This is a genomic window from Deltaproteobacteria bacterium GWC2_65_14, assembly GCA_001797615.1.
Classification (GTDB): domain Bacteria; phylum Desulfobacterota; class Deferrimicrobia; order Deferrimicrobiales; family Deferrimicrobiaceae; genus GWC2-65-14.
The window spans coordinates 1-17,041 of record MGPV01000062.1 but is presented as its reverse complement, the minus strand read 5'-3'; the positions used below and the strand labels follow the sequence as shown (position 1 = coordinate 17,041).

The 17,041-nt window shown below is 67.1% G+C and carries 14 protein-coding genes; 3 read left to right on the top strand and 11 right to left on the bottom strand.

What is annotated here, in order from left to right:
- Positions 1–35: 35 nt before the first annotated feature.
- From A2X88_09480 to A2X88_09465, 4 genes are all read right to left on the bottom strand, one after another.
- Positions 36–3,254, bottom strand: a complete 3,219-nt coding sequence (locus A2X88_09480; GenBank protein OGP33074.1) for a multidrug transporter AcrB — start codon at positions 3,252–3,254, stop codon at positions 36–38.
- Positions 3,251–4,381, bottom strand: coding sequence for a hypothetical protein (locus A2X88_09475; GenBank protein OGP33118.1), 1,131 nt, complete (start codon positions 4,379–4,381; stop codon positions 3,251–3,253). Before A2X88_09475 ends, A2X88_09480 begins: the two co-directional genes overlap by 4 nt.
- An 80-nt stretch (positions 4,382–4,461) precedes the next feature.
- On the bottom strand, positions 4,462–5,874 hold the full coding sequence (locus tag A2X88_09470) for a hypothetical protein (GenBank protein ID OGP33073.1): 1,413 nt from the start codon (positions 5,872–5,874) through the stop codon (positions 4,462–4,464).
- A gap of 251 nt (positions 5,875–6,125) precedes the next feature.
- A complete protein-coding gene (locus A2X88_09465; protein ID OGP33072.1) occupies positions 6,126–8,882 on the bottom strand; it encodes a hypothetical protein in 2,757 nt (918 codons plus the stop codon).
- 108 nt (positions 8,883–8,990) lie between these two features.
- On the opposite strand from A2X88_09465, the gene A2X88_09460 reads away from it, so the two are divergent.
- Positions 8,991–9,608, top strand: a complete 618-nt coding sequence (locus tag A2X88_09460) for a hypothetical protein (protein ID OGP33071.1) — start codon at positions 8,991–8,993, stop codon at positions 9,606–9,608.
- A gap of 6 nt (positions 9,609–9,614) precedes the next feature.
- Here A2X88_09460 and A2X88_09455 read toward each other — a convergent pair whose 3' ends face one another.
- Positions 9,615–10,892 (bottom strand): DEAD/DEAH box helicase, encoded by a 1,278-nt coding sequence (locus tag A2X88_09455; GenBank protein ID OGP33070.1) that lies wholly within the window; start codon positions 10,890–10,892, stop codon positions 9,615–9,617.
- Positions 10,893–11,167: 275 nt separating this feature from the next.
- Positions 11,168–11,869, bottom strand: coding sequence for a hypothetical protein (locus tag A2X88_09450; GenBank protein ID OGP33117.1), 702 nt, complete (start codon positions 11,867–11,869; stop codon positions 11,168–11,170).
- 334 nt (positions 11,870–12,203) lie between these two features.
- On the opposite strand from A2X88_09450, the gene A2X88_09445 reads away from it, so the two are divergent.
- Entirely contained in the window at positions 12,204–13,082 is an 879-nt protein-coding gene (locus tag A2X88_09445; GenBank protein ID OGP33069.1) for a hypothetical protein, read from the top strand.
- Here A2X88_09445 and A2X88_09440 read toward each other — a convergent pair.
- From A2X88_09440 to A2X88_09425, 4 genes are read right to left on the bottom strand one after another with little or no spacing between them, the layout of a single operon-like run.
- The gene (locus A2X88_09440; GenBank protein ID OGP33068.1) at positions 13,063–14,184 is read right to left on the bottom strand and encodes a hypothetical protein; all 1,122 of its coding nucleotides are present in this window, start codon (positions 14,182–14,184) and stop codon (positions 13,063–13,065) included. The two genes, A2X88_09445 and A2X88_09440, sit on opposite strands and share 20 nt — an antisense overlap.
- Positions 14,185–14,203: 19 nt before the next feature.
- Positions 14,204–14,797: a hypothetical protein gene (locus A2X88_09435; GenBank protein ID OGP33067.1), complete on the bottom strand. Its 594-nt coding sequence runs from the start codon at positions 14,795–14,797 to the stop codon at positions 14,204–14,206.
- Positions 14,794–15,681 carry a hypothetical protein gene (locus A2X88_09430; protein OGP33066.1) on the bottom strand — a complete coding sequence of 296 codons (888 nt, stop codon included), beginning with the start codon at positions 15,679–15,681 and terminating at the stop codon, positions 14,794–14,796. The genes A2X88_09435 and A2X88_09430 overlap by 4 nt, the downstream gene beginning before the upstream one ends.
- Positions 15,682–15,689: 8 nt before the next feature.
- Positions 15,690–15,926, bottom strand: coding sequence for a hypothetical protein (locus A2X88_09425; GenBank protein ID OGP33065.1), 237 nt, complete (start codon positions 15,924–15,926; stop codon positions 15,690–15,692).
- A gap of 139 nt (positions 15,927–16,065) precedes the next feature.
- On the opposite strand from A2X88_09425, the gene A2X88_09420 reads away from it, so the two are divergent.
- Entirely contained in the window at positions 16,066–16,263 is a 198-nt protein-coding gene (locus tag A2X88_09420; protein ID OGP33064.1) for a hypothetical protein, read from the top strand.
- Positions 16,264–16,372: 109 nt separating this feature from the next.
- Here the strand turns inward: A2X88_09420 and A2X88_09415 are convergent, their stop codons facing one another.
- On the bottom strand, positions 16,373–16,723 hold the full coding sequence (locus A2X88_09415; protein OGP33063.1) for a hypothetical protein: 351 nt from the start codon (positions 16,721–16,723) through the stop codon (positions 16,373–16,375).
- Positions 16,724–17,041 lie beyond the last annotated feature (318 nt).

The window sequence follows — 17,041 nt, the reverse complement described above, 5'->3', positions numbered from 1 at the left end:
TGCACCGTGCGACCCTGCTACAGGGGGATGACTTCTTAGGAACGTCCCGGTTCTTCGGGGGGCGGCGTGTGCGTGCGCATCCGGCGCCCGCTCAGGAAGTAGAGGACCGGCACGGTCATCCGCGACAGAAAGAGCGACGCCACCTCCCCCGCCATGAGCGATATGGCCAGCCCCTGGAAGATCGGATCGAAGAGGATCACCGACGCGCCGACGATCACGGCCGCCGCCGTGAGCATCATCGGGCGGAATCGGACCGCGCCGGCGTCGATCACCGCCTGGTCGAGCGGCATCCCCTGCGTCAACCGCAGCTCGATGAAGTCCACGAGGATGATCGAGTTGCGCACGACGATCCCCGCGCCCGCGATGAAGCCGATCATGGAGGTCGCGGTGAAGAAGGCCCCCATCAGCGCGTGGGCCGGCAGGATCCCCACCAGGGAGAAGGGGATCGCCGCCATGATCGTGATCGGAGTCCTGAAGGACTGGAACCAGCCCACCACCAGGATGTAGATCAGGACGAGCACCGCCGCGAAGGCCAGCCCCAGGTCGCGGAAAACCTCGTAGGTAATGTGCCACTCGCCGTCCCACTTCATCGAGATCCGCTGGTCGCTCCCGGGCTGGCTCGCCACGTAGCGATCCATCCGGTACCCTCCCGGCATCACCAGGTTGTCGAGCGCCTGGTTGATGTGCAGGATCGCGTAGACCGGGCTCTCCACCGCCCCCGCCACGTCGGCGGTCACGTAGACCACCGGCATCAGGTTCTTGTGGTAGATGCTCTTCTCGGCGGTCTCCGTCTCGACCCGCACCAGCTCGCCCAGCGGGACCAGGTTTCCCTGCCGCCCGATGACCCGGACCTGCCGCAGCGACTCGATCCGGGACCGGTCGGCCCGGGGCAGCCGCAGCACGATCGGGACATCCTCCTTTTCCCGGGGCTGGTGGAGGAGCCCCGCCTCGGTCCCCCCGACCGCCATCGCGAGAGTCGCCGCCACCTGCTCCGTGGAGACCCCGTTCTGCGCCGACTTCACCGGGTCCACGACGAAGCGGTACAGGGGCTGGTCGTCCTCCACGTACCAGTCCACGTCCACGACCCCCTCGGTCTTCTCGAAGATCTCCCGCACCTGTCCCGCCACCTCGATCTGCCGCCGGTAGTCGGGCCCGTAGATCTCGGCCACCAGCGTCTGGAGGACCGGCGGCCCGGGCGGAACCTCGGCGACCTTGACCCGGGCGCCGTGCCGGGCGGCCACCTCCCGGATCGCGGGCCGGACCCGCTTGGCGATGTCGTGGCTCTGGGCGTCGCGCTCGCCCTTGCCCACCAGGTTCACCTGGATGTCGGCCTCGTGCGGGGCACGCCGCAGGAAGGAGTGCCGCACCAGCCCGTTGAAGTTGTAGGGCGAGGCGGTGCCGACATACATCTGGTAGTTCACCACCTCCTGGACGTTCGCCAGCACCGCCCCGATCTCCCGGGTGACGGCGGCGGTCTCCTCCAGCGGCGTCCCCTCGGGCATGTCGATCACCACCTGGAACTCGCTCTTGTTGTCGAAGGGGAGCATCTTCACCTTCACCCACTTCACCGCGACAAGGGAGACCGATCCCAGCAGCAGCACGGCGACCATCGCCAGGAAGCCGTACCGCCAGGCCGGCCGGTGGAGCAGCCGGTCCATCGTCTTCCGGTAGAGGCGCGTGGTCCACCCCTCCCCGGCGTGGGCCTCCTCCGCCTCGCGGGAGAGGAGGCGGACGCTCGCCCAGGGGGTCACGATGAAGGCCACCAGCAGGGAGAACAGCATCGCCGCGGTCGCCCCCACCGGGATCGGCCGCATGTAGGGCCCCATCAGACCGCGGACGAAGGCCATCGGGAGGATTGCGGCGATCACCGCGAAGGTGGCCAGGATCGTCGGGTTGCCCACCTCGTCCACCGCCTCCACCGCGATCTCGGCCACGGAGCGGCCGCGGTTTTCCGGAAGCCGGTAGTGGCGGACGATGTTCTCCACCACGACGATCGCGTCGTCGACCAGGATCCCGATGGAGAAGATCAGGGCGAACAGGGTCACCCGGTTCAGCGTGTACCCGGTGAGGTAGAAGACCGCCAGAGTGAGTGCCAGCGTCACCGGGATCGCGATCGCCACGATCCCCGATTCCCGGAACCCCAGGGTGAACCCGATCAGGACCGCCACCGAGACGATGGCGATCAGCATGTGGAGGAGCAGTTCGTTCGATTTCTCGGCCGCCGTCTCTCCGTAGTTCCGGGTAACGGTCAGCCGGACCCCGTCCGGGATCATCTTCCCGCGGATCGCCTCGACCTTCCCGAGCACACCATCGGCGATCCGGATCGCGTTGGTCCCCTTCCGTTTGGCGATCGAGAGGGTCACCGCCGGGAGGGGAGCGGGCGATTTCTCGCGCGCAGAAGGTCCCGTCGCGTAGAAAACGTAGTCGGCCGGCTCCTGAGGGCCGTCGAGGATCGTGGCCACGTCCCGAAGAGAGACGGGGCGCCCACCGTGCACCCCCAGCACCACCCGCCCCACCTCGTCGGCGGTCCGCAGGAAGCCGCCGGTCTCCACCAGGAACTGCCGGTTCCCGGAAGAGAAGCTCCCCGCCTGGAGCTGCCGGTTCGCCTGGGAGAGCAAGGGGAGAAGGGCGGCGGGCGCGACCCCCCGGGCCGCCATCCGCGCCGGGTCCAGCTCCACCCGCAGCTGGCGGCGCAGGCCGCCGAGAATCCGGACCTCGGAGACGTCGGGAACCGTCTTGATCTGGTCGTGCAGCAGCAACGCGATCCGCCGCAGCGCGAAAGGGTCGTACCGGTCGCTGGAGAGCGTCAGCGCCAGGATGGGGACGTCGTCGATGGAGCGGGGCTTGACCAGGGGGGTGCTCGCCCCGGGGGGGATCAGGTCGAAGTTGGCGAACATCTTCTGGTTCAGGCGGACGATGCTCTTTTCCTCGTCCTCCCCCACCTGGAACCGCACGACCGCCATCGACATCCCGGGCGAGGAGGTGGAATAGATGTACTCGACCCCCGGGATCTCCCAGAGCAGCTTTTCCATCGGCCGGGTGACCCGCTCCTCCACCTCCTTCGCCGAGGCGCCGGGCATCTGCACGAACACGTCGATCATCGGGACGACGATCTGCGGCTCCTCCTCCCGCGGGAGGAGGAGCACCGCCCCCAGGCCCAGAAGCACCGAGGCGATGACGATCAGGGGGGTCAGCCGGGACCCGATGAAGGCGGCCGCGATCCGCCCGGCGATTCCCCGTCCGGCAGGGCTCACCGGCGAACCTCCACGAGGGCGCCGTCCACCAGCGCTTCCGGAGGGGAGACCGCCACCCGGGTTCCCGGGTCGATCCCGGAGAGGATCTCCACCCGGTCGCCGTATGCCTCTCCCGTCTTCACCATCACCAGCCTCGCCACGTTGTCCTCGCCGATCTCGAAGATCCCGTCACCCCCCCCGGCCCGCATGATCGCGGCGCGCGGGACGGCCACCACGCTCTCCTTCCCCGTCACGAAGCGGACCCGCCCGGACATCCCGGTGCGCAGCGCGGTCTTCCCGGAGAGGTCCACCTTGACGGTGAAGGTCCGGCTCTTCGGATCCACCAGCGGCACCGCCTCCGAGACCGATCCGGGAACCTCCCTCCCCGGGCGGGTGTCCAGGACGACCGTCACGCGGGATCCGACCCGGAGCAGGCCGAGGTAGCTCTCCGGGACGGAGGCCTCCATCCGGTACCGCCGCGTGTCCTCCAGGACCAGGATCGACATCCCCGGGGAGGCCATCGACCCCGGGTCCGCGTTCTTCTCCGTCACCACACCGGCGAAGGGAGCGGTGATCCTCGTGTAGGAGAGCATCGCCCGGGCGACGTCGGCCTGCGCCTTCGCCTGGTCAAGCCGGGCCGAGGCCTGCGCGCGCCGGTCCAGCGCCCGCTCGTGGTCCATTTCCGCCATCGTCCTCTTCGCATGGACCTCGTCGAACTCCTGCGTGGTGACGATCTTCTCCTCGTGGAGCTTCCGGAACCGCTCGTAGGTCCTCACCGCGAGCGTTTTCCCCGCCTCCGCCTGCGCGATCGCCCGCTCGGCCTCCTCCCGGCCCGCCTCCGCCTCCGCCACCGCCCCTTCCGCGGCGGCGAGCTGCGCCCGGACCGCGGCGTCGTCGATCGTCGCCAGAAGCGCCCCCTGCTCCACCCGGCTCCCTTCGGCGACCGGGATCGAGGTGATCCGCCCCATCGTCTGGGCGGCGACGACGGCGATGTTCTCGGCACGGACCGTCCCCGTCACCTCGGCCGTTCTCTCCCGCGGGGAGGAGTCGGTGCGGACGACCTCCACCCCGGAGACCCGGGGACGCTCAGCGGCGGCGTGTTTCTTTTGTTCGCCGCACCCGGCCGGCAGGGCCAGGAGCAGGGCCATGAGCAGGCTCCCGGCCCCCCGGGCGGCCGTGGCCGCGATCTTCTTCCGGGTACCGTCGGTACGGACCGATCCGGTGTTCCTCACGGGTTCCCCTTTCCATCGTTCTCCCGGGAGACGGACAGCGCCCAGGACAGCAGGGTCCCGGAGGCGGCCTCGAGCCGCCCCCGGGACTGCTGCAGGTCGTTTGCGGCCCGGATCCCGTCGGCCCGGGAGCCGTTCAGGGCGGTCTGCGCATCGAGCAGGTCGATCATCCGGGCCAGCTGGTTCTCGTACCTCGCCTTGACCAGCCGCGCCCCCTCTTCCGCCGCTTCCGCCGCGGCCCGGGCGATCGCGAGGCGGCGTTCCGCCTCCTCCACCGCCAGCCAGGCCTGCGTCACCTCGAATGCGGCCCGGTCGGAGGCACCCCGGAAAACTTCCTGCGCCCCCGCTCGTTCGGCGACCGACTTCGCGACCGCGGCCTCCCTTTGGAACCCGTCGAACAGGTTCCAGGAAAGCCCCACCCCGACCTTCCAGCTCCGGTTGTCCGGCGAGAACGGCCCGTCCTGCCCGTCGATCTGGTAGACGCCCGTGACCCCCACCGCCGGGAGGTAGCCCGACCGCTCGAAGGCCACCTGCTCCTTCGCATTCTCGACCCGAAGCGAAAAGGCCCGCAGGTCGGACCGAAGCGAAGGGAGGGCGGAGATCCTCCCCTCGAGCGACCCTCGCTCCGGAAGCTCCGGGACCGGCCCGACCGCATCCACCCGCGCTCCCCGCCTCTCGCCGATCGCCAGCCCGAGTGCCGTCATCGCGAGCAGGACCCGGTTTTCCGCCGTCACCTTCTCCGCCTCCGCGGTGGCCAGAAAGACCTTCGCCCGGAGCAGGTCGGAGAAAAGCCCCATCCCGTTCCTCTCCAACACCTCCGCGAGCCGGTGGTGCTCCCGGGCGTCGGAGAGCCCCTGCTCCGCCACCTTCCGGTACTCCTTCGCGGTCAGCAGATCGAGGTAGGCGAAGAGCAGCTGGTAGACCACCTCTTCCCTTCTGCGGGAGAAGTCGAGTCCCTTCGCATGAGCCTCGCGGGCGGCCATTCCCAGCCCAAACCATGCCTTCGGCGCGAAGACCGGCTGCTCCAGCGTGAAGGTGGCGATGAAATCGTGGATCGGGGGGGCTTCGTTGAAGTTGCGGACGTCGGCGAAATCGGAGGCGAGCAGTCTCTCTTCGTTCAGCTTCAGCGCGAACGCTTCGGCGGGCAGGTTCGTGCGGACGAACTTCTCCTCGAAGGACAGCCGGGGAAGGTAGAGCCCGCGCGCAGCCCTGGCGTCCTCCCGCGCGGCATCGGTCTCGAAACCCGCCGCCGCGAGGGTTGCGTTGCTTCGAAGAGCCTTTTCCATCGCGGCCGGAAAATCGACCCCTTCTCCGGCGGCCGCGGCGCGGAACATCCCGCCCGATGCGAGCAGCGCCGTGACCAGGACCGTTGCGTGGACCATGCGGCGGACGAAACGTTCGGGAACGGCCATCGAGACCTCCCTTCCCCCGCCGGCGACCGTTCTGATGCAACGCCGGCGGAATCACCCTGATCGGTAAGGCAAGGAAGATGCCATATTCCGAACGAACGAACTATCGAAAAAATAGCCTTATGTACAGCAAAATACAGGTTTCATCGTTCCGGTCTCGACCCGAGGCATCGCCCCATCGCAACAAAACGTTACCCTGCAAGAGAGACAGACGTGCAACCTGTGTTGCGGCAGATGGTGCGGCGGTTTCCCGGTCATTTTCCGCGAAGGATGGCGATGGTATAGCGCCCGGTTCCCAGCACCTTCCGGGCCGCCCGGTTGACCTCCTCGAGCGTCACCGCTTCGATCTTCTCCGGGATCCGGAACGTTTCCTCGTACCCGACGCCGTAGAGCTCATAGTACATCATCTTGTCCGCATAGGAGAGGTTGCTCTGGAGCCCGATCTCGTAGCGGCCGATCGTCCACCGCTTCGCCCGCTCGAACTCCTCCGGGGTGACCCCGTGTTTCTCCACCTCCTCGATCTCCTTCAGCGTGTCCCGGATGGCCCCTTCCAGTTTGTCGGCGCTGGTGCCCATGTAGAAGGCGAAGAACCCGGGATCGATCTGCTCCGAGGAGAAGGAGGTCACGGAGTAGGCCAGCGACTTCCTGTCCCGGAGATTGGTGAAGAGCCTTCCCCCCTGACCGGCGAGCGCAGCGCCGAGCAGGTCCAGGGCATGCCGGTCGGGGTCGGTGAAGCGCGCCCCGGTGTACCCGATCACGAAGTGGGCCTGCTCCTTCTCGCGCCGCTCCTCGGCGCGCAGGATCTCCCTCGCCTCCGGAACCGGCATCGGTCCGATCGGGACGAACCCTTCCTTCCGGGGGAGGTCGCCGAAGGCCTTCCGGACGATCGAAAGGGCCTCCTCCGTCCCGATATCCCCGGAGACGGCGATCACCAGGTTCCGCGGGTCCGAGATACGTCCGTAGAAGGCCGCGACATCCTCCCGCGAGATCGCCCGGACCGACTCTTCCGTCCCGAGCGGGTTCCGCGCGTACGGGTGCTCTCCGTAGTGCCTGGAGAGAAAGAGCAGGAAGACCGACTGGGTCATGTCGTCCTTCAGGAGCGAGAGCCTCCCGAGCACCTCGGTCCGTTTCTTCTCCAGCTCCTCCGCCGGGAAGATCGGCCAGCGCAGCGACTCGGTGAAGAGGCGGAACCCCTGTTCCAGGTCCTTCCGCAGGAACTTCCCCCGCAGGCCGAACGAGTTCCTCCCCGAAAATCCCAAGAGGTCGGCGGCGATGTTCTCCACCGCCTCGGAGATCTCCTTGGCGCTTCGCTCCCGTGTCCCTTTCGTCAGCATCTCCGCGGTGATCGCGGAAAGCCCCCCCTTGTCGGCCGGCTCCGCGCGCAGCCCCGCCAGAAACCCGGCCTCCACGGCCACCACCGGGACCGACCGGTCCTCCCGGACCACCACCCGGATCCCGTTCTCCAGGACTTCCCGCGCGACCGTTCCGTTGCGGGCGCGACCGGCCTTCGGCGTCTCCCGCATCGCTTCCCGGTAGGCCTCCTCCGCCAGTGCCTTTACCTCGGACTCGGAGAGGATCGATCCATCCCCGCGAGGCACCACCAGGGAAACGGACAGGTTCCCAGGCTTGAGGTGCCTGCGGGCGGCCGACCGGATGTCGGCGGCCGAAACCGACCGGATCCCCTCGAGATACTTCCTCTCGAACCCCCCGTCCCCCAGGGTCGTCTCGAAGAACCCGACATGACGCGCGAGCGACGCCTGGGACTCGAGCGAGTAGAGGAAGTCGCTTTCCGCCCCCGTCTTGGCGCGGGCCAGCTCCTCCCCCTCGGGCGGCTCCGCGGCCATCCGGAAGATCTGGCGCAAAGCCTCCCGAAGCGCCTCGCGGGCCTTGTCGGCGGACCCGGTCGCCCCGACCAGGAGGATCCCGGGGTCCCGGGGGGTGTACGAGTAGGCGCTGATGGAATCGACCAGCCCCCGATTGTCCTTCACCTCCCGGTAGAGGCGGGAGGTCTGTCCTCCACCCAGGATGGTGGAGAGAAGGTCCCAGGCGAACACCTCCCGGCTCCGCATCGAGGGGCCGTGGAACCCCAGGTCGATGTAGACCCGTTTCGCCTCCCGCTCCTGGATCTTCACCCGGATCCCCTTCTGGGGCGGTTCGGCCGGACGCTTCTCCGGGGGAGCGGCATGCCCCTTCAGGGAGCCGAAGGTCCTCTCGATCATCGGGCGCGCCTTCACGGGGTCGACGTCGCCGGTGATCACCAGCACCATGTTTCCGGGATAATAATACCGGGTGAAGTAGGAGACGAGATCCTTCCGGGTCGCCTTCCGGATGGTGTCCGCGTACCCGATCACCGGCCGGCCGTACGGATGGACCTGGAAGGCCTCCCGGAAGAGGGCCTTCGAGTTCACCCGGCCGGGGTTGTCCTCGTTCATCCGGAGTTCCTCGAGGACCACCTCCTTCTCCCGCGCCAATTCCTCCGCGTCGAAGACCGAGTTCCCGAGGGTGTCGGCCAGGATGTCCATGGCGTTTTCCAGGTACCTGCCGGAAATCGTGATGTGGTAGACCGTGTGGTCGAAGCTGGTGTAGGCGTTGATCTCCCCCCCCAGCCCTTCGACTTCGCGGGCGATCTCCCCCGGTCCCCGGCGCTTGGTCCCCTTGAACGCCATATGCTCGAGGATGTGGGACATCCCGGCGCGGGAGGCCGGCTCGGTCGTGCTGCCCGCCTTGACCCAGGCCTGCACCGCCACGACGGGAGAGGAATGGTGTTCCCGGACCACGACCGTCAGGCCGTTCCGCAGCCGAAATTTTTCGATCACCTTCGATTCCTCCCCGTCCGTTTTTTCCCGGGCCCCCACGGACGCGGGCGTTCCGAGCCACAGGGCCCCGAAGACGGCCGCGCCGAGCAGGACCTTGCACACCATGTTTTTCGGGCGGATTTTCACCGATCGTCCCCTCCCGGGCCGTTTCCCCATCCGGATGACCGCCGCCAGGGAATCGTTTCCTCCCGGCACGAAGGGTCATTATATCCCACGGAGGCACTGCGATCGCCGGTTGCCGGGGGGCGGATTTCCGAATATCCTGTCGGGGAAGGTTCCCTTCCAGGAACCGGGGAGGCCCGGATGGAGCGATCCAGGAGGAGCAAGGCCGGAAAGTCCCGCCCCTCCGGCGGGACGGGGGCAAGGAACTCCGGAGGAGGCGGGCGGCAGGACGCCGGATTTCGCCCGGACCGGTTGACCGCCCGGGCGAAGCAGGGAGACGAGGAGGCGTTCCTGGCACTGGTCCGCTTCCACTCCACCTTCAATCCGATCCCGCTGACGCCGGACCTGCTCCTGGCCTCCGGACTGGACGACATCACCCGGGCCCGACTGTCCGTGCGCCTCCAGCGGAAGGAGGACCGGCTGCTTCGCCCCTTCCCCGGCATCGACATGATCTTCTGGGGGGAAAAATGGGTCCAGGAGACGCTGGACCGGTTTCTCTGGAAAACAAGGGGCGGGAAGAAATCCCCGAACGGGGCGTTCCTCGAGAGGCTGTGGGAGGCTTCCCGCGAGGGGGCGATGCTCCAGCTGCGGATCTACCGGAAGGCGGACGTGACGCCGTCGGCCTGGGTCCGGGTGAAGGCCCCCCATTTCATGAACCTCGGGCTCACCGACGCCCAGATGCTCAGGATCGCGAGGGCCGAAGGATGCCGGTTCGAGGAGCAGGCCTTCCTGTCCGCGGTAAAGCGTTTCCGGAAGTAGACAATGCTACACGGCGGTGCGCTGTTCCGCTTCCCGGTCGAAGAGCTTGTCCACGCTGATCATGTAGGGCCGGGGCCCCGCCGTTCTGGGAGGCCCGATCCGGGTCGGCAGCCCCGGGCGGAGGGCCGACGGGAAGGGATGGTCCTCCACGACATCGAGGTGGCGGCGGATCAGCTTCTCGATGGCGGAAAGCAGTTGGCGTTCCGGGATGTCGCAGAGGGAGATCGCGATCCCCGTCGCGCCGGCGCGCCCCGTCCGGCCGATGCGGTGGATGTAGGAGCCGGGGTCTTCCGGAATGTCGTAGATCAGCACGTGGGACAGTTCCGCGATGTCGATCCCTCGCGCGGCGACGTCGGTCGCCACGAGGACCCGCGTTTTTCCCCGCTTGAACTCCTCGAGGGCGTTCTCCCGCGCCGCCTGGGACCGGTCCCCATGGATCGCCTCCGCGTGGATGCGCCCCCGGACCAGGTTCCGGGCCACCCGGTCGGCCCCTCGCCGGGTACGGGTGAACACCAATGCGCTGCGGACCGAAGGATCGGAGAGGATGTGCAGGAGAAGCGCCGGCTTGTTGTTCCGGTCCACATGGTAGACCCGATGCTCCACCCCGTCCGCCGCGGAGGAGGGAGGCTCCGCCTCGACGCGGATCGGGTTTCGCAGGATCGTGGAGGCCAGGCGCCGGATGTCTTCCGGCATCGTCGCGGAGAAGAAGAGGGTCTGCCGCTTCCCGGGAAGCAGGGCGGCAATCCGGCGGATGTCCTGGATGAACCCCATGTCGAGCATCCGGTCGGCTTCGTCCAGCACGAAGATCTCCACCGTGTCCAGCCGAAGCAGGCCCTGGGAGTGCAGGTCGAGCAGGCGGCCCGGCGTCGCCACGAGGATGTCCACCCCGCGACGCAACGCGTCGGCCTGCGGTCCCTGCTTCTTCCCCCCGTAAATCACCGTCGTGCGGAGACCGGTGCGGGACCCGTAGTCTCCGAAGCTTTCCGCCACCTGCAGCGCCAGTTCGCGGGCCGGTTCGAGCACGAGGGCCCGGATCGGCCTGCCGGCCCGCCCCTTGTTCCCGCGCGGTTCCCCCCCTCGGGGGGACGCTCCGTTGAGCCGCTGCAGGATCGGGAGCGCGAAGGCGGCCGTTTTTCCCGTGCCGGTCTGCGCGCACCCCAGCAGATCCTTTCCTTCCAGCACGAGGGGGATCGCCTTTACCTGAATCGGGGTGGGCGTTTCGTAGTTCTGGGTCCGCACCGCCTGGAGCAGTTCCGGCGCGAGCCCTAGCTGTTCAAACGTCATTCGATGTTCTCCTTGATCTGTTTTTCCCGGCGCGCAGTCCGGTTCCCTGGCGCCGCCTGGCGCGGGGCACACCCGCGCCGGTTCACTTCGTGTCAACCCCTACGCCGAATGGGAGGCGCGGCCGTTTGCCCCGGAGGCATCCGAATCGCGTTCGCGGAAGGATCGTTCCGTGGGGAATTCCAAAAGTATTCCCATAAAATACCTTACCCTATCACCGTTGGATGCGGAACGCAAGGAAAAGGGTGCAGGATCAGGAAGGGGCTCCGCCGGGCGCCCTACTTTTTGATTCCGAGCAGCTCGATCTCGAAGATCAGGGCCTGGTTCGGGCCGATCTCCCGTCCCGCTCCCCGTTCCCCGTAGGCGAGCTCCGCGGGGACGAAGAGCTGCCACTTGTCGCCGACCTTCATCTTCTGGAGCGCCTCCTTCCACCCCTCGATGATGCCGCTCACCGGGAAGGTGGCCGTCTCCCCCCGCTGGTAGGAGCTGTCGAACTCGGTCCCGTCGATCAGGGTCCCGCGGTAGTTCGTCTCCACCGTGTCGGTCAGCTTCGGGCTGCTCCCGCTTCCCGCCTTCAGCACCTTGTACTGCAGACCGCTGGGAAGCGTGACCACCCCCTTCTTCTTCTTGTTCGCGGCGAGGAACTCCTCCCCTTCCTTCCTGTTCTTCTCCATGATCCGCCGGACCTGCTCCTGCTGCTTCTCCATCAGCTCCTTCTGGAGATCCGCAAGCGTCTGCCGGGCCTCCTCCGGCGTGAGGAGGGTCTTCCCCCCGGCGAAGGCATCCCGCACCCCCTGCGCGAGCAGATCCGGATCCACCTCGAACGGCTGCTGCTTCAGGTTCCTTCCGATATCCATCCCGATGCTGTAGCTCACCCGCTCCTTCTTCTCCTGGAGTTCCTTCCCCTGCGGAGTCCCCTCCGCGCCCGCGGTTGCGGCCAGCAGGAGCGCGGCCAACGCTGCCATCCACCGAAGGTTCATCGCCTCTCCTTTCCGGTTCCATGAAACAAGGTACCCGGACCCCATTCGGGAAACCCGCGCTCCCGGAGCCGGGCCGGATCCGCGTCACAGTATACGGCTTCCGCACGCGGGGGACCACCCCTGTTCCCCGGGAAAAAACCGGTTGTGGAGCCCTTTCCATTCCCGGTACAATGGGGGCAAAGGCACGGATCCCGTCAACGGTTTTTCCTGGCAGTTCACCAGCCGATAGCGAAAGCAGGTTCTCCCGCGCGGGGCGGGAGAGGAGTCGGTTTCCCTCGACAGGGCCGGGCGTCCCGGTTGTCTCCGGGAGGCGCCGGCGGCGGAGGCACTGTCCATGTTCGCGAGTGCCTGCAGGCGGGCCAGCCGCTACACCCGTCCGGTGATCATCCGCCGGAGGTTTTTCGACAAGAGGGTGCGGTGTACCTGCGGGGCCTTCGTGATCCTGAACCCGGAGGGATGGATCGTCACCGCGGCCCACCTGTGGAACTCCTATTTCCTGTACCAGGAGCATGTCGCGAAGATCGCCGACTACGACCGGCAGGTCCGGGAGATCCGGGATGACCTCTCGCTGAACTACGAGGAAAAGCACGACCGGATCGGACGGCTTTCCACCGACCCCGGGTGGATCACCCACATCTCCTACTGGTGGGGGAAGGAAGGGGTCCTGTTGAAGGATCCCAAGTTCCTCCCCGACGGAGACCTGGTCCTCGGGAGGCTCGAGCCGTTCGAGCCCCCGGAGCAGGCCGTCTACCCCGTCATCAAGGACCCCTCCCGGCTGGACATCGGGACGAGCCTGTGCAAACTCGGCTACCCCTTTTCCCGGATCGAGGCGACCTTCAACGAGTCGACCCAGTCGTTCGAGTTCTCGCCGGGAACGGCGCATCCGACCCGGTTCCCCGTGGAGGGGATCTATACGAGGGACCTGCGGGCCGGAAGATCCCGGGACGGGAAGTACGAGATCAAGTTCCTCGAGACCTCCTCCCCGGGGATCCTGGGGCAGAGCGGCGGTCCGATTTTCGACGTGAAGAGCTCCCTCTGGGGGGTCCAGAGCCGGACCGACATGTACCCGCTGGGGCCGGCGACCGAGGACGGTCCCGGAAAGGAACGCCGGGAGGAACCTGCCTACTTCAGCGTCGGGGTGGGAATCCACCCCGAACTGCTGATCGGCTTCCTGCTGGACAACGACATCCCGTTCACCCTGTCCGACTACTGACCCCCGGCGGCCGCCGCATCCCCCGCGGCACCTGTCCGAACAGTTTCCCGGTCCGCAGGACCGGCCTTCCGTCCAGGTAGAGCTCCCCGTCCTTCCGCAGGTCCTTGATCATGTCCCAGTGGACGGCGGAGACGTTTTTCCCCCCCGACTCGGGGTAGGACCTCCCCACCGCGAGGTGGATCGTACCCCCCATCTTCTCGTCGAGCAGGATGTCGCGCGTGAACTCGGTCACCCCCGCGTTCGCCCCGATCCCGAACTCCCCCAGGCGGCAGGCGCCCGGGTCGGCGGCCAGCATCTCCCGCAGGTAGGACTGGTTCTTCTCCGCGGCGGCCTCGACCACCTTCCCCTTCCGGAAGGCCAGACGGATCCCCGACACCTCGCGCCCCCCGACGATCGAGGGGAACTCGAAGAAGATCCTCCCCTCCGCGGAGCTCTCCACGGGGCCGGTGAAGATCTCCCCGTCCGGCATATTGAACTCCCCCGCGCAGGGGATCGCCTTGCGCCCCCGGATCGAGAAGGAGAGGTCGGTTTCCCTTCCCGTGATCCGGACCCGTTCGCCCTTTTCCAAAATCCTCTTCGCCCTCCGGAACATCCTCGCCATCGCCGCCCAGTCCTGGTCCACGGCCCGGTAGTAGAGCTTCTCGTATTCCGGCAGCGACCGGTCGGTCTCCTGGGCGAGCGCCTCGGTGGGGAAATTCGTCACCACCCAGCGGACCCGCCGGAGAAGGATTTCGGAGACCGGCTTGAGCGCCTTTCTCCGCTCGGCCATCTTCCTCGGGGGGATGTGGCTCAGGTGGCGGGTGTTCCCCGGCGCGAGGATGACGATGTCGGCGTCGATCCGCTTCGCCTCGTAGACCCTGGTCGGCGGAAGGTGGGCGACCTGGGCGGCAGAGGCCTCCTCGAAGAAGATCCGCTGGGCCTCCTCGAACCCGGCCGAAAGGAGCGGGTGTGCTCCCGCGCGGAGCACCTCCCGGTACACGGCCAGGGCGAGCGGGCGGGCGGGATCGCCGCAGGAGATCCGGACGATCTCCCCCCGTTTCGCCTTCACCGAGTGCCTGACGAGGATCCGCGCGAGGCGGGCGACCTGTTTCCCGGTGTCCATCGTTCTCCCGTCCGATCGTCTATTTTCCGCCCTTGAGCGCCTCGATCGCCTCCATCTTCCGCTCGGCCTCCCCGACCTTCCGGAGGGCCCGCTGCAGCACCTCCCCGTCGGCCGACTCCCGGTTGAAGGCGTGGCAGGTGTCCGCGAGGATCGGGGAACGAAGCCCGAGCTGCCGGTTCTCCTCGAGGTCGAGATCGAGGACCCCCTCCCACTTCCGGCCGACGATGCTGTAGGAACCGACGAAGATCGCGCGGAAGGTGGACTCGATCATCTCGTAGACATGGGTGCACCCCATGTTCCGGGGGATCCGCTCCTTGACCTTCTTCAGCCCTCCCCGTTCCAGAACGCCGATCCCGGCGAGGGAGGAAAGCAGCTCCAGCGGCCTCTTTTCGCAGCAGGGATAGGGGATCCGGTCCATCTTCCCGGCGATCTTCTCGATCCGGTAGGCGTCGTCCAGCAGGACCGCGAGGTTCATGTCGTGGTAGTCGTCGTGCATCCTCGTGAGGGCCAGGATCTTCCCCTCCTCCAGCTTGTACATCTCGCACTTGACGATCCGGCCGAACACCTGCTTGTGGTGCTTGGCCAGATCCATGATCGACTCGAACTCCATCATCTCTTCCCTTTCCCTTCCTTTCCCCGGAACGCCTTCCGGAGAGCCTCGAGATTCCGGATGTCCATCTCGAACTCGTCCTCCCCGTCCTTGGGCGTTTCCAGGATCATCGGCAGCTCCCGGAACACCGGGTGGGCCATGATCCTGCGAAACGCCGGGAGCCCGATCTCCCCTTTTCCGATGTGCTGGTGGCGGTCCACCCGGCTCCCGAGGGGGGTCTTCGAATCGTTGAGGTGCCACATCCGTACGATCGGAAGAATCCCTTGCAGGGCAAGCTCCTCCAGGAGCCCCTCCCACCCACGGTCCACGGTGATATCATACCCCGCCTGGAACAGGTGCGCGCTGTCCAGGCAGACGGCCACGTCCCCCGGGGCCCCCGCCGCGTCGATCAGCCTGCGGATCTGCTCCATGGAGCGCCCGATCGAGTTCCCCTGGCCGGCCGTGTTCTCCAGCAGCAGCGTCACCCCCGATGGGAGCCTGCCGAACTCCCGGAGGGCGCCCGCGATCCGGGCGATCCCCGTTTCCTCGGGGTCCTCGCCGCAGGATCCGGGATGCATGACGAGATGGGGGACGCCCAGCATGGCGGCCCGGGAGGCCTCGTCCTCGAGGGCATACAGCGACCGGGTCCGGACCGACTCCTTCGCGGACCCGAGGTTGATCAGGTAGGCGCAATGGATGGCTTCGCTGCGGACGCCCGTTCGGGCGCATTCCCGCCGGAAATTCTCCGCCTCGTCCTCCTCGAGCGCTTTCCCCATCCAGCGAGTTCCCGGCTTCGAGAAGATCTGGATCACCTCCGCCCCGATCCGGACCCCCCGTTCCGGCGCGCCGGAAAGCCCCCCGGCCACCGAGACGTGAGCGCCCAGCGGAGGAAGGCCGGAGCGGGACACCTCTTTTTTCAGTTTGCCTTGAGACGGTGGCACTGGCGGCAGTTCTTCTTCCGGAGAGGGTGATCCTTCGTCATCGGGAACTCCTTCCCGTCGTCGTGGCAGGCAAAGCATGCCTCGTCGGAGGCGGCCTGGAGGTGCGGCGGCGTCTGGGTCAGGTACCGCTGGCGCCCCGTCAGGGAAAGGACGACCAGGAACCCGACGACCACCATCACCATCAGGAGGAAATGGAGGTCCCTGTATTTCATCGGTTGCTCCTTCGAAGATGTGCGGCGCAGTGAATGATTCTATGGCGAAACCCGGGCTTTTTCACCTGTTTTATCGCTTGCATCGATCGGGAATTTCCTGCAGGATAGTAGATACAGTACGGCGGCAACGGAGCGTCCCGTGGGAAACGTCACTGTGTACCGGGTGGATTACGTCAAGAAGACGAAAGTCCCCATCGGTTGGGTGGTGGAGCGCCGGGGCAAGGAGCGGGGCAACAACCTGATCGGCCTGCTGCGCCTGGCAAGAAGGATGTTTGCGGCCGGCCCGCAGGAAGCGCTCCAGATCGCGGTGGAACAACCGAGGGCAAGGTTCGCCTGATTCCGCCGGGGGCGGGGCAAGGACCGGAGGCGGACCGTGGTGTGCGGGAGTTTCTTCCGCCCTGGAACCGCCTCCGCGCCGCCTGCTCCCCGAAAACCCGCGAACCGGGCTACCCTGTTCTTCTGCTCCCTCTTGCCTGCTCTTCCGGAAGTTCGGCGATCTTTCGGTATTCCTCCCGGAGATACTGCTTCAGGTTCCGGATGGCGAGCTTTCCCCCCGGATCGTTCGGACCGCTCCCCTCCTCCGAGGGCCGGATCAGATCGTAATACCGGATCCCCCCCGCGGTGGCGTACGACCGGGACGGGACCAGGACCGACGGCTCCTCCCCCTTCCGGGAGCGCCAGACCGAACATCCTACCAGCTTCAGTCCGGACAGCAGACCCTCCTCGAAGTGGAATTCGACGTCGGCGAGCTTGGATTCCGGCGTACCACCGTGATTCAGAACGTAATGCACCCGCATGGCCCGACCTCCTTGTTGGAGTATTTCCCCCGCAAGGAGCAACGCCCGTGCCACGATCGGCGGACCCCGCCGGCAACAGGGGACCCTAGCTCGCGGGGGGTCCCCGGCCGGCGCGTGAAGCAGTTGCAGGCGCACTCGGGACGGGGCACAACACTGCGGAGCCAGCCGAAGGAGGGGGGATGAGCGGAGATAAAAAGAATGAGCCGGGGGCGGAGGGCGGGCGAAGCGAAGCCCCCCTTGCCAGCCGAAGGAGGGGGGATGAGCGGAGATAAAAAGAATGAGCCGGGGGCGGAGGGCGGGCGAAGCGAAGCCCCCCTT